This is a genomic window from Limnothrix sp. HT2024 (genome assembly GCF_059138625.1).
Genome location: NZ_CM181121.1, coordinates 2,206,379 through 2,219,280, shown reverse-complemented (window position 1 = coordinate 2,219,280; position 12,902 = coordinate 2,206,379). Strand labels below are relative to the sequence as shown.

The 12,902-nt window shown below is 56.7% G+C and carries 13 protein-coding genes and 1 tRNA gene; 4 read left to right on the top strand and 10 right to left on the bottom strand.

Features of this window, described 5'->3' with window-relative positions:
- Positions 1-15 precede the first annotated feature (15 nt).
- The 4 genes from aroF to rpsO are packed head-to-tail and all read right to left on the bottom strand — an operon-like array spanning position 16 to position 2,175.
- Positions 16-1,080, bottom strand: a complete 1,065-nt coding sequence (gene aroF / locus AC2IAX_RS08860; protein WP_494390219.1) for a 3-deoxy-7-phosphoheptulonate synthase — start codon at positions 1,078-1,080, stop codon at positions 16-18.
- A 51-nt stretch (positions 1,081-1,131) separates the two neighbouring features.
- Positions 1,132-1,272: a hypothetical protein gene (locus AC2IAX_RS08855; RefSeq protein WP_158234325.1), complete on the bottom strand. Its 141-nt coding sequence runs from the start codon at positions 1,270-1,272 to the stop codon at positions 1,132-1,134.
- A 60-nt stretch (positions 1,273-1,332) separates the two neighbouring features.
- Positions 1,333-1,890 (bottom strand): PAM68 family protein, encoded by a 558-nt coding sequence (locus AC2IAX_RS08850; RefSeq protein ID WP_494390218.1) that lies wholly within the window; start codon positions 1,888-1,890, stop codon positions 1,333-1,335.
- A gap of 15 nt (positions 1,891-1,905) precedes the next feature.
- Entirely contained in the window at positions 1,906-2,175 is a 270-nt protein-coding gene (rpsO, locus tag AC2IAX_RS08845) for a 30S ribosomal protein S15 (RefSeq protein ID WP_099531875.1), read from the bottom strand.
- A gap of 15 nt (positions 2,176-2,190) precedes the next feature.
- Here rpsO and AC2IAX_RS08840 point away from each other — a divergent pair, with 15 nt between their 5' ends.
- Positions 2,191-2,346 (top strand): hypothetical protein, encoded by a 156-nt coding sequence (locus AC2IAX_RS08840; protein WP_494390217.1) that lies wholly within the window; start codon positions 2,191-2,193, stop codon positions 2,344-2,346.
- A 9-nt stretch (positions 2,347-2,355) separates the two neighbouring features.
- On the opposite strand, the gene glgB is transcribed toward AC2IAX_RS08840, so the two are convergent.
- Entirely contained in the window at positions 2,356-4,659 is a 2,304-nt protein-coding gene (gene glgB / locus AC2IAX_RS08835) for a 1,4-alpha-glucan branching enzyme (protein ID WP_494390216.1), read from the bottom strand.
- A 70-nt stretch (positions 4,660-4,729) separates the two neighbouring features.
- On the opposite strand from glgB, the gene AC2IAX_RS08830 reads away from it, so the two are divergent.
- Complete coding sequence (locus AC2IAX_RS08830; RefSeq protein ID WP_494390215.1) at positions 4,730-4,858, top strand: hypothetical protein; 129 nt, start codon at positions 4,730-4,732, stop codon at positions 4,856-4,858.
- A 286-nt stretch (positions 4,859-5,144) separates the two neighbouring features.
- Here the strand turns inward: AC2IAX_RS08830 and moaC are convergent, their stop codons facing one another.
- Complete coding sequence (moaC, locus tag AC2IAX_RS08825; protein WP_494390214.1) at positions 5,145-5,723, bottom strand: cyclic pyranopterin monophosphate synthase MoaC; 579 nt, start codon at positions 5,721-5,723, stop codon at positions 5,145-5,147.
- A 59-nt stretch (positions 5,724-5,782) separates the two neighbouring features.
- Here moaC and AC2IAX_RS08820 point away from each other — a divergent pair.
- A tRNA-Arg gene (locus AC2IAX_RS08820) sits at positions 5,783-5,855 on the top strand.
- A 332-nt stretch (positions 5,856-6,187) separates the two neighbouring features.
- On the opposite strand, the gene AC2IAX_RS08815 is transcribed toward AC2IAX_RS08820, so the two are convergent.
- A complete protein-coding gene (locus AC2IAX_RS08815) occupies positions 6,188-6,643 on the bottom strand; it encodes a DUF2996 domain-containing protein (protein WP_494390213.1) in 456 nt (151 codons plus the stop codon).
- A 599-nt stretch (positions 6,644-7,242) separates the two neighbouring features.
- Here AC2IAX_RS08815 and AC2IAX_RS08810 point away from each other — a divergent pair.
- A complete protein-coding gene (locus AC2IAX_RS08810) occupies positions 7,243-9,465 on the top strand; it encodes a GumC family protein (RefSeq protein WP_494390212.1) in 2,223 nt (740 codons plus the stop codon).
- Positions 9,466-9,656: 191 nt separating this feature from the next.
- Here AC2IAX_RS08810 and AC2IAX_RS08805 read toward each other — a convergent pair whose 3' ends face one another.
- From AC2IAX_RS08805 to AC2IAX_RS08795, 3 genes are all read right to left on the bottom strand, one after another.
- Entirely contained in the window at positions 9,657-9,857 is a 201-nt protein-coding gene (locus tag AC2IAX_RS08805) for a hypothetical protein (protein ID WP_099531870.1), read from the bottom strand.
- Positions 9,858-10,401: 544 nt separating this feature from the next.
- Positions 10,402-11,208 (bottom strand): type 1 glutamine amidotransferase, encoded by an 807-nt coding sequence (locus AC2IAX_RS08800; RefSeq protein WP_494390211.1) that lies wholly within the window; start codon positions 11,206-11,208, stop codon positions 10,402-10,404.
- 43 nt (positions 11,209-11,251) lie between these two features.
- Positions 11,252-12,895 carry a glycosyltransferase family 9 protein gene (locus AC2IAX_RS08795; RefSeq protein WP_494390210.1) on the bottom strand — a complete coding sequence of 548 codons (1,644 nt, stop codon included), beginning with the start codon at positions 12,893-12,895 and terminating at the stop codon, positions 11,252-11,254.
- Positions 12,896-12,902: the final 7 nt, after the last annotated feature.

Below are 12,902 nucleotides of genomic sequence, written 5' to 3'. Positions count from 1 at the left end.
AATTGCACCGGTTAATTACACCAACGCAGGCACAGCCGCCGGAGTGGGCCACCGCTTCAGGGATCGACCAAATTCCGCCAACTCCACCATCAACGCATCGAACTGATCCGGAGTCAGGGATTGGGGCCCATCCGACAAAGCCTTCTTCGGATTCGGGTGGACTTCAATCATCAGCGAATCGCAGCCCACGGCCATCGATCCCTTCGCCATCGTGGGTACGAAGTGGGCCCAGCCCGTGCCATGGCTGGGATCCACCATGATCGGCAAGTGGGTGAGGCGACGCAGCACCGGCACAGCAGCCAAATCCAGATGGTTGCGGGTGTATTGGCGATCGAACGTGCGAATTCCACGTTCGCAGAGGATCACATTCGGGTTACCCGCCGCCATGATGTATTCTGCGGCCATCAACCATTCCTCGATCGTGGCAGACATCCCCCGCTTCAGCAGCACCGGCTTATCTTGGGCCCCAATCTGCTTTAGCAGCGAGAAGTTCTGCATATTGCGGGCCCCCACTTGCAGCACATCCGCCACTTCGTAGATCTTCTCGATGTCGGCCGTGTCCATCACCTCCGTGATGATCCCCAATCCCGATGCAGCCCGAGCCGCCGCCAACAGTTCAAGGGCGCTCTCGCCATGGCCCTGGAACGCATAGGGCGAAGTCCGAGGCTTGAAGGCCCCACCCCGCAAAAATTGGGCCCCGGCCGCCTTGACTCGCAGGGCCGTTTCCACAATCATTTCCTCGTTTTCCACGGAGCAAGGGCCCGCCACCACCGCGATCGGGTGGTTTTCGCCAATCGTTACCGGGCCGTTGGGGGTGGGAATCGTCACCTCGCTGGCTTCCCCGTGGCGATATTCCCGGCTGGCCCGCTTGAACGGCTGTTCCACCCGCAGCACCTGTTCAATCCAGGGACTAATTTCTTCCATCCGTTCGGGATCCATGCTGGCCGTGTCGCCCACCAGACCCAGCACCACCTTATGTTTCCCGACGATTTTTTCGGGATCCAAGCCCCAGCTCTTGAACTCGTCCGCAACGCGATCGATCTCTTCAGCGGGTGCGCCCGCACGCATCACAATGATCATGATTGAAGCCTCTGTTGATGGGATTTTGAGCGTTTTAGGAGTGTAGCCAGGCTAGCTGGCAGACCAAAGCCGCGATCGAAACGCCGCCAGGCCCCCCACGCGCTTGCCCAAGCCCCGCCGTCGAACTGATAACACCACCTGCGTTCCTGACACCCTTGCCCCCGCTAACCCGTTACGGATTGGATCCCACATCCCTAAAGCGCGCGGAGCCGCCAGGTATCCTGGCAGCCCCGTTCGTCCTCTCTAGTGTAATTAAGATTTTTCTTTGTTTCGGGCTGACTGGGCTGCTCGCCAACCTTCAACCATTCGGCCAAAGTTCACCCGAAACTCCCCGATTCCCCACAAACTTCCTGGCGCTGTTTCATCCCATGACGAAGACAACACCCCATAGCTCAGACCCAACACCCCCAGCACCAAGAATCCTAAGCTGGACGAGAAAACCAGCACGTTGGGTAAATGGACTTCCGTTTGTGTGTTGACAAAGTAGGCCCCGATAAAGCTGGCGAAGCTCAAAACCGTTGGGACACCACAAAACACCACCATCCGTTTGGCCATGCGCTTACTCACCGAATCGGGAATCGCCATTTCCGATCGCGTGTAGACCCGTTTGGGAGCGGAGTCCGGCTGGGTGGTTTTGGCGGACTTGGCTGGTGCTGGCTGGGCTTTGGTGGAAGGCGGCAGCGGGTTCAGCTTGCGCGGAGCCGGTGTCGTCGCAGGGGGTGGCTCAGATTCAGCCTTGGCCTTGCGGCGTTTTCCCGGTTCAAAGGGCAAGCGATCGCGCGGCGATGGAGAGGGAGGCTCGCCTGACACGATAAATAGCGCTCCCTAACCGCGAATGCCGAGTTTCTTGATCAGCGCTTGGTAACGCTCACGATCCTGCTTCAGGATGTAAGCCAGCAGGCGCTTACGGCGACCAATGATTTGCAGCAGACCACGGCGAGAGGCGTGATCTTTCTTGTTCTTTTTCAGGTGTTCGCTGAGTTGCTCGACGCGCGCCGTCAACAACGCCACTTGCACATCCGCCGAGCCGGTATCGGTGCCGTGGGTTTGGAAGTCATTGATGACGGTTTGTTTGCGCTCTTGTTGCAGGGGCATGACGAATTTGCTTGGGTGTTGCTAAGTACAGACAGCAGCTCTCTAGAATATCACGCCCAGACCGGAGCGCAAGGGGACGATCGCTCGATTGCGATCGCCCCCGGGTTCACAGCGGCCGGAAAGCCCAAAGCCGCCCGGAAGTTGCCTCAAAAACCGCTAGACCGTGACTAGGCAGACCCCCTAAAAGTCGCCCTCGGCGCTAGCTGCCGCCGTGGCCGCATGATCCAACTTGAGCACCAACACGCCCAACGGAGGCAAGCAGAGGTCGATCGAGTAGGGGCGATCGTGGAACCACCATTCCTCCGCCCATTTGCCCCCTAAATTGCCCATGTTGCTGCCGCCATATTTGCGCGAATCGCTATTGAGCACTTCGCGATAGAAGCCCAACTTAGGAACCCCCACACGGTAATGGGAATGGGGTTGCGGCGTGAAATTACAAACCACCACCACAAAATCCTTGTAATCCTTATCCCAGCGCACAAATGAAACCACACTGTGGTTATTGTCGCTGCAATCAATCCACTCAAACCCTTCCTGACGGCAATCTTGGGTATAAAGGCAAGGCTCGTTGCGATAAAGCTGATTCAAATCAGCCACAAACTGCTTTAGCTTCTGATGGGGTTCGTATTGCAGCAAGTGCCACTCCAAATCACCCCAAACATTCCACTCACTCCACTGGCCAAACTCCATGCTCATGAAGAGTGTTTTCTTGCCCGGGTGCGCGAACATGTAAGCGTAAAGACAGCGCAAGTTAGCAAATTTTTGCCACTCATCACCGGGCACTTTTCCGAGCATATTGCTCTTGCCATGGACAATTTCATCGTGGGACAGAGCCAGCATGAAATTCTCGCTAAAGGCGTACCAAATGCTGAAAGTGACGTTGTTTTGGTGGAATTGGCGGAACCAGGGATCCATCGAGAAATAGTCGAGGATGTCGTGCATCCAGCCCATGTTCCACTTCAAATTGAAGCCTAACCCCCCCACATAGGTTGGCCAAGACACCATCGGCCAAGCGGTGGATTCTTCCGCGATCGAGAGTACGCCGGGATAGTAGCTGAACAACAGATGGTTGGTTTGCCGCAGAAAATCCGCCGCTTCAATGTTTTCTCGGCCCCCGTATTGGTTGGGCAACCATTCCCCATCCTTGCGGCAATAATCCAGATACAACATTGAGGCCACCGCATCAACGCGGATTCCGTCAATATGATATTTGTCAAACCAGAAAAGGGCATTGGCAACTAAGAAATTCCGCACTTCATTGCGGCCATAGTTGAAAATTAAAGTGCCCCATTCCTTGTGTTCGCCCTTGCGGGGATCGGCATGTTCATAAAGGCAAGTGCCGTCAAACCCTGCCAAACCATGGCCATCTTTCGGGAAGTGACCGGGCACCCAATCTACAATTACGCCAATGCCGTTTTTGTGGCATTGATCGACAAAATACATGAAGTCTTGGGGAGTGCCATAGCGCGAGGTAACGGCATAATAGCCAATCACTTGGTAGCCCCAAGATCCATCAAAGGGGTGCTCTGCGACGGGCAATAATTCCACATGGGTGAAGCCCATCTCTTTGACGTAGGGAATCAGGCGATCGGCCAGTTCTTTATAGGTCAAAAATCGCGTCCCGGGCTTCAGTTCCGCCACGGAAACCGGCTCGGCCGGCGTGCCGTCGTGGTGGGTTCCGGGAAAGGCAAAGTTCTCGTGCAGCCAGGAGCCGAGATGGACTTCGTAAACCGAAACCGGCTGTTCTAGGGGGACGGTGTGGCGGCGCTTGTCCATCCAATCGTTGTCGCTCCACTGGTAGTGATCCAGGTTGGCCACGATCGAGGCGGTTTTGGGGCGCACTTCCTGCTGGAATCCGTAGGGATCGCTCTTTTCGTAGATGTGTCCTTCCCAATTTTTGATCTCAAATTTGTAGGGATCCCCTTCTTTTACGCCGGGAATGAACAGATCCCAAATGCCGCCGTCCATTTTCCGCATTTGGTGCTTGCGGCCATCCCAGTAGTTGAAATTGCCCAAAACGGAAACGTTGCGTGCGTTGGGGGCCCAAACGGCGAAGTAAACGCCGCTGACTCCTTCAATTTCCGTGAGGTGGGCCCCCAATTTTTCGTAAACGCGGTGGTGATTGCCTTCGCAGAATAGGTGAATGTCAAAATCGGTGACCAGGGGCGATCGAAAAGCGTAGGGGTCATAGAGCACCCGCTCATGCTCCCCTTCTTGGATCCGCAGTTGGTAGTTGGCGATTTCGTGACGGGTGATGGTGCACTCAAAAAAGTGCGGGTGATGCACAGAAACCATCGGCACTTCAAGACGTTCTTCGGGAAAGATCGCCCAAGCGGCGCTGGCGCTGGGCAAATAGGCCCGAATTGCCCAGGTTGTTTCACCATCTTGCTGAAGCACCAGGTGGGGGCCAAGGACTTCAAAGGGATTGTGATGATGGTTGTGAACAATCCGATCGACTTGATCTTGGGCAATGGTAGGAATCATAGGGCGATCTTTTAAAACAACAGTCGAAAACAACAGTCGAAAAACAGCGGTGACGAACAAAAGGGCGCAGATGAAAACAGCAAACGGCCATTTAGCCTGGGGGGCCACCGAGAGCCATTTGGGGGCCGAAACTTGGGCGATCGCGCGCCCAGTGCCAGCGGCCACCATTCACCTTCAGGAGCGTCTGCGGAATGGCTGAGACCTGCACAGTAACTGGGTTAGGGTTACCAAAAGCGTTTAACAAGGGGCTATTAGCAGGGGGCTTTCAATGGTTGGTTTCCGAGGGGAATTCCTAGTTTTGTTCAGGGTTAATGCGCGAGGTTAAGGCTCAGGAGTAAGGTTCCAGGAAGCTGGTCAAAAACGCTTGATCTACAGAAATGTTGGATCAAAAGGGGCATTCATCGATCACGATGAATTTTTGTCAACCATTAGCAACAGAAGTTTGCATAGGGTTGCACAGACCATAGCAAATGGCTGCTGTTGTCTCAAGGGCGATCGGGGGCCTGGTAGTCGCCAGATTTGCCGCCGGTTTTGCTGATCAGCCGCACGGCCTCAATTTGCATTGACTTTTCTAGCGCCTTTGCCATGTCGTAAAGGGTCAAGGCGGCTACCGATGCGGCCGTGAGTGCTTCCATCTCTACGCCTGTTTCGGCTTTGGTTTTCACGCGGGCTTGGATGATGTAGCCCGGAAGGGCGCGATCAGGCGTGAGGGTGACTTGCACCTTGCTCAGGGGCAGGGGATGACAAAGGGGAATGAGGTTAGCCGTTTGCTTTGCGGCCATGATTCCGGCAATGCGGGCCGTCCCCAGCACGTCTCCTTTAGGGGCATTGCCAGACTCGATCGCCGCGAGGGTGGTGGGCAGCATTCGGACAAGCGCTTCGGCCAGGGCTTCCCGCGTGGTGGCCGTCTTGGCGGAAATGTCCACCATTCTGGCTTCACCGCTGCCGTCTAGGTGGGTGAGCGAGGGGGTGGCAACGGCTTGATTGCCCTCCACGACGGCCAAATCAACGGCAGTGGCTGGGTTTGGCCCTCGCTCCAAAAAATCTTGGTCGAGACTTGTCATGCTCCGGATAACCTGTGCTATGATTGTTCGGCGCTAAACGGTTAACCGCCGTTGAGCTAGGGCGTGTAGCTCAGTGGATAGAGCACGTGACTACGGATCACGGTGTCGGGGGTTCGAATCCCTCCTCGCCCGTTTCAAGAAAACAATACGCTAAAAAGCTCTGATTCTAAGAACTTTTGCAGTTTCGAGTTTCGGGGTCTTTGCGATCCTGCCTAAACCGGTTGGGCCGGCCAGTCTGAGCTTCTGACGAAGCAGGCCGAGCCTCAGCGAGCCGAGCATCTGAGTTTTGGTTGGGCTATTCCTTGACCCGATCCAGGAACCAAGCCAGCGCACAGCGGCATCCCAAGCCTAATGGATCAGAGATTATTCAAAATCCCTGATCGCAAAGGACTGGATTGGATCACATTCCCGAGCCAAGGTTAGGCGATCGGGATGCTGGAGCTATGCAAAGCGCTGAAGTTAGCCTAGTTGCGTTCGATCCACTTTTGGGCCCGCAACCGGAGGGCCACGGCATTCACCAACAGGTCTAAGCTCGCCTTCCGCTCATCGATCAAGAAGGGTTCGAGGGTGCTGTGGGGGCCGCCTTTTTCTGTGTAGGAAAATCCTTTGGTGGCGTTGATGTCGTCTTTGGGGAAATAAACCCGAAATTCCCGATCGCCCCAACTACCAATCACCTGAGAGCATTGGTTGTCTTCCAGCCCTTTGATGGGAACGGTGGCATTCACAAACTGCAACGCCAAACCGGCCACACCGCGATCGCCCAGGGCCTTTTGCAGGGCCGGCAGATATTCGGTTTCAATAAATTCGCCAAAGGGCTTGTCTTCCGGTTTGGGGGCTTTTTCTTTGGCTGGGGCAGTTTTTGGGGCCGCAGCGGGGGCCGTCGCTTGTACTTCCGCTTTCACTTCCGGATTGTCAGCCATGATGGTTCAGCAAATATGGTGCAGAAAATAGCGGGGCGATCGGGTTGCCTAGGTTCAACCACCACCGCCGGGACGTGACCCACAACGGGCGATCGGCAATGTGGGAGTTCTCGCGGGTCTCGAAACCTAAGCAACTGAAATCTAAACAAGTATTGTACGGAGCGGCGGGAAGTTCCGGCTAGCTTTGGACTTTTGGGCTGATTATTAAACTGATTGGCCACTGCCTAACAGCCCAGTTGATCGGGCGCGGTCGATCAATTGTGGAACGAGCGATCGGCCAATGCCAATGAATTAAGCAGTGCCAATGAATCAAGGCCCAGCGATCGCCTGCCATTACTAAAAGTGTCTTTTGACAAGGATCAAGCATCAACAGTCGTGGGGCAACCAGCATCAACAGTCGTGGGACAAGGGGCTTAAGCCCCTTGTCTGCCTTGCTTGTCTGCCTTGATCGATGCGGTTCGCAAGGTAGCAATTTTGGTTCTTCAGATATCCCCTCAGCCCAAACCAGTTCTTGATCTGTTTTCGCCGTCCCTGATCTGTTTTCGTCGTCCTTGAATAGGTTTGCTATCGTTGGATCACCCTTTGCTCATTCCTGAATCATGGCCTCGCCCCTGGTTAAGCGGTTTTCCCTAGCCCTCAAACGCTATTTGTGGATCCTGCCCGTGGGCCCAATTTTGGGGGCCGGCGTTGGTGCGGGACTGTCGCTGCTGCCCGTGCCGCCCCCGCGCTACAGCATTTTGGGAGTTTTGTCATACCAACGGGCGGGGGTGTCGTTTTCGGAAACGGGAGCGGCAATTGTGGAGCAAGGGCAAACCCTATCGCCAGATATCCTGACCGCGCCGGACATCATCGCGCCCGTGGCTAAGGAATTTCGGATGGATCCGGAGCTGTTGCTCAAAAGCCTGCGGGTGCGGGATCCCAACGCTGGTGATGAAAAAGACAAGAAAAAAGAAAGCGGCCCGCCAACCTTGGAAGTGCGCTTCACGGATGAGAAAGGGGAGCGGGGCGAAAAGATTACAAATTCCCTCATGAAGTTGATGGTGGAAAAAAGCCGTCAACTGAATGCTGCACGGGTGAAGGGAATTATTGACGCGATTCGGGCCCGGCTGCCGCAGGTGATTGGAGAACTGCGGGCGGCGGAGCGCAATTTGGAACGATACGATCGGGTGGAAGGGGCGGCAATTTTGGCGGCCCAAAACGGGGCCCTGATTGAGTCGATCGCCACGATCGGGAATCAGCAGCGCCAACTGCAACTGCAACTGGAAGGGGCGACCGCCCAGGTGCGCTCCCTGGAACAGCGGTTGGGTCTGTCGGTGGATGATGCCTATGTGTCTTCGGCCCTCAGTTCCGATCCAATGCTGGCCCAATTGCGGGTGCAGCTTCAGCAGGTGGAGGCGGAACGGCTGCTCCAAAGCCAACGCCTACGCCCGGAGCATCCCCAAATGCAATTGTTGATTCAGCGGCAACAGTCCCTAGAAACCCTGTTGAATCGCCGGGCCCAAGAAGTGATTGGCGGCGGCGTGGCGGGGGCAAAACCGCTGGCGGCCACCAATCGGATTCGATCGAGCAGTAGCCTGGATCCGGCGCGGCAACAGTTAGCCAACAGTTTGGTTTCCCTGAAAACCCAGCAGGAAACCCTTCAACGCCAACTCACCCTGTCCTTGAAGGCGGAACGGGAACTGCGTCAGGAATATGCAGCCGTGCCCAACAAGCAGCTAGAGCGCGATCGCCTGGCTCAGCAGGTGGCCCTGAAAAAAGCGCTCTACGATCGAATGCAGGCCAAATTAGTCGATTCGGAAGCCGCCGAAGCGGAAACCGTCAGCAGCCTGACGATCGCCCAACCGGCTGCCATCCGCTCCGAGGAAATTGCTCAAAAGCTTTCCATGCGGTTGACCCTGCCGGCCGGGTTTGCGGGCGGTTTGGTCTTGAGCGGGGCGTTGCTGTTGGTGTTGGGAATGCTCGATCGCCGTTATCAAGCCGACAGCGAAATTCGCAGCGCCCTGGCCGAGCGGGATATCAAACTGCTGGGCATTTTGCCGGAATTGTCCGCCCGTGCGCCGGGCCTGCTGCCGGTGTTGGTGGAACCCTCGCCCCCAGGAGAAGCCTATGAGCAGTTCCGCAGCAACTTACGCCGCCTGGATAGCAGCCTGAAGGTGCTGTTAATGAGCAGTGTGGACGCGGGCGAAGGAAAATCGGTGGTGGCCTATAACTTGGCGATCGCAGCGGCGCGATCGGGCAAACGCACCCTGTTGATTGAACTGGATTTGCGCGCTCCCTCCGCCGCCAAGGCCCTGCGCGTGGCTTCGGATCCGGATGCGGTTCGTGAACCGTTCCACTACTACAGCAGTTTGAACAACTGTGCGCGGATGGTTCCCGAAGTGGAAAACCTCTACATTGCCCCCAGTCCTGGCCCCCAGAATGATTGCGCGGCGATTTTGGAATCTAGCGAAATTCGACAACTCCTGCTGGATGCCCGCAGTCGTTTTGATTACGTGATTGTGGAAGCCACGACCCTCAACAATGCCAACGATGCCCTCCTGCTGGAGTCCCAAACGGACGGGTTGATCTTGGTGGCTCGCCCTGGCCACACCGACAAGACCGCCTTTACCCAACGGCTGGATGAGTTGACCGATGAGGAAACCAGCACCATTCGCTTAATTGGTGTTGCCATTGACAGTGCCGATTCGCCCTTTGAGCTGCTGGAAGAAGAACTCCTGCTGGAAGAGGATGCTGAGGCGATCGATCCGATGGCGGCGGTGGATGAATGGTCGATCGTGCGGCCGTCTGCCAATTCCGTGGCCGCGCGATCGAAACAGCGCTAGGCACAACCGGGCGATCGTCCTGATGCACCGCCCTAAAGCGCTGCCCAAACCAAAGCACCCAAGAGATCCCCGTGCTGGGTTGGTCTCTTGGGTGCTTATTTGAGCCTGTTTGAATCAACTACGCTTGAAGCGATCGTTCGATTCTAAAAACGTTCAATTCTGGAAAAAAACCTGAAAAACCTGAGCTAAACCTAGTAAGCGAGGGTTTCCAAGGTCTCACGCAGATAGCGACGCACCAGCAAATCCGTGACCGTGGGTTGATTGGGCGTGCTGGGTTGTTGTTCCAGCCAGCGTTCAAAACCGGAGCTAGAGGCGATCGCTTGCACCAAGCTTTCCCAAACGGCGGCGCGATCGGGTAAGGAAGCAGTCGAAGACGCGAGTGAAGGGGCCATGAAAACCTCCTAACGAGTGAAGCAATGCAGCAAATCCACTGCCATTGAGCAATTTTGAGAGAGCTAAACCCACCCGAAGGGCGGCGCTAAGGCTCAATTTGAGAGGGCAATTGCAATCACGCCAGGTTGAAGGTGGGCGATCGCGATATCAGAGACTAGCGAAGTTGATATCTTCCCCTGCCTGAGGTCATTGTGACCGTGCTTGGTCACAAAATCTGTCAACCATGAACCTTGCCACCGACCAATGATTGACCAGGGATTGACCAGTGATCCGCCAGGTCATTGCCCCCTGACTCTTTTACTTGTAACGCAAGATTGCAAGGGAGACAGTGCTGGCCATCACTCCCCATCCTCCAATCAGGTCGCTGACGACGGCCCAATGAGCCGGCCATCGGTTGTTTCAGCCCATTTCCCAGCATTTTTGAACTGATTGATTGAAAAAGTGGATGATTGCCCCTGCCGATTGGCAGTTGTGGTTTTCAATCCGCCAATGGAGCCTCGCGGAAGAGACGGTTTGGCGCGGAAAATTTGCGACGATTTATCCCTACCCCACGCTGAGGCGCTGGAGCATGACCGATCGCGCCCGATCGGCCAGAGAATCGTCCAGGCGGTTCAATGCATAGGATTCTCCCGTGCGCCGGGCGATCGCCGTTTGGATCATCCAATCAGCCAAAAAGGGATTTTTCGGCAACAGGGGCCCGTGGGAATAGGTGGCGATCGCATTGCAGTGAAACGCGCCTTCGGTTTGGTCTTCGCCGTTATTACCCAGGCCACGCACCACCCGGGCCAGCGGCTCCACCGATCCCAGCTTGGTGCGGCCCCCGTGGTTTTCAAAACCGATCAGGTAAGGCACATCCCCCAACATCAGCCGCAACTCCCGCGCCAGTCGTTCGGCGGTCACCTCCAGCACCAGATTGCCGATGCAGCGGGGCGCGTCGGGGCCCGGATGCACGGTCACCAAATCCAATACGCCTAACCCTTGGATGCGCTGACCTAAACCGGGTTCGTAGTAATGGCCCAGCAACTGCGGTGCGCCACAGGTGAACACGCCGGGCACGCCGGCCTCGATCGCCCCTTTCAGGGCTGCGGCCTTGGCCCCTTGCAAATCTCGCATCACAATTTCTTGCTGGCGATCCTGTGCTCCGCCGCCCACAATCAAGTCCACTTGGGCGAACTGGCTGGGGTCTGTGTCCCGATCGAGCGGTTGAACTCGCACCGGAATGCCGCGCCATTCACAGCGCCGCTGCAAACAGGTCACATTTCCCCGATCGCCATAGGTGCTCATTAGCTTGGGATAGAGCCAGCCAATCACCAGGGGTTCAGAGAGGGTGGGCAAGGCGGAAAGACTCACGGGCAGAAAACCTGGGCAAGGTTGCGGAAGAATCGGAGCCAGTCTATCGCGATTGGCGAGAGGCTGGGTTCGATCGATCCGGTTCAACGCCCGATCGCACCCAACATTCCAGCGTCGATCGCACCCGATCAAGGGGTTCCGTCCAACTGCCGGGCTGCGACTGCCGAAACAGGCGCATGGTGGGATACCAGGGCGTATCGGGGCGATCACGTAACCAACGCCAATCGGCCGCATAGGGCAGCAGCGTCCAAACCGGTTTCCCCATGGCCCCGGCCAGGTGGCAAATGGCCGTATCCACCGTCACGAGCAAATCGATTTGCGCCAAAAAGGCGGCGGTGTCAGCAAAATCCTTGATTTGGGGAGCGAGGTCAACAATGCCCTGGGCAGCCAGGCGATCGGCTTCGACCTCGGAGCGATCGACCTGGAAACTGTAGAGCTGGACACCGGGCCATTGCAGGGCGATCGCCAACGGATCCAGGGCCATACACTTGCGTGCCGCATCTTTCATGTGCGGGCCGCTTTGCCAGACGATCCCCACCGCCAAGGCTTGGGAGGTTTGGCGCGGGAGCGGGCGCTGATTCACCATTGGGGCGATCGGCCGCAGGTAAGGAATTGGGGCGGGAATTTGCTCAACGGTGGTTCTCGCCAACCGAGGCAAGCTCAACAAAGACACATGGGCACGGTAAGGAATGTGGCAATCATCGCCCGCAAAGACCTGATCAACCCCCGCCACCGTTTCCATGAGCCGCACCAGCGACTGGGGACACCAAAGCACTACCCGATCGCACCGTTGCTGGGCCCAAGCCAGATAGCGGCTAAATTGCAGCGTATCCCCCAAGCCCTGCTCCGTCAGCACCAGCAACGTGCCCCTCATGGGCTGCCCATTCCATTCGGGGCCCGCCGCTTGCACCCAAGGATTTTGATCCGAATACCGCCGCCATTCGTAGGCCCGCCAACCCTCATCCCATCGCCCCAGGGAGAGTAAGCAAAGGGCATGGTTGAGGCGCAGGTGCGGATCTTCCGGCAGATGAATCAAGGCCTGCTCCGTGATGGCCAAGGCTTCCTCAAAACGGTTGTAGCGGGCGAGAAGTTGCCCCAGTTGGGCGGCAGCATTACCCAATTCGGGATCATAGGCGAGGGCTTGCCGAAAGCATTGTTCTGCCCGTACAGGATCAGTGTCATCCCAGGCCAGTCCTTGCCAAAAGGCGATCGCGGCCTGTTGTTTGGGAGCCAGTTGCTGAATGGTTTTCGGGAGTGGGTGTTGGCGTAACCAGGCGAGCCAAGGTTCTAGGCCTGCTTGCTCTGTCCAAACTTCTCCAAGGGTGGGATAGGTTTCAGGGAGTTCAGGATCCTGGGCGAGGGCTGTTTTTAACGATCGCAGGGCCATTTCCCGATCGCCCCGATCGATCGCCAGCAATCCGGCGTAGTAATGGGCGATTCCCAATTGTGGATCCAGGCGCAAAGCCAAGGCCAGGGCCCGTTCTGCCGATTGGGTGGCTTGGGTGGCTCGATAGGTGGCGCAAAGGTTCACATACAGACCCGCCCAATGGGGATCCTGCTGAATGCCTTGCTGGTAGTGATGACGGGCGATTGACCATTGCTCAGCTCCTTGGGCCGCCAAGCCGGCCTGAAGCTGGGCGATCGCCTCGGGAGAATAGGCCAAAAGATGGCTGTGCGAGGATTGCATGGTTGCC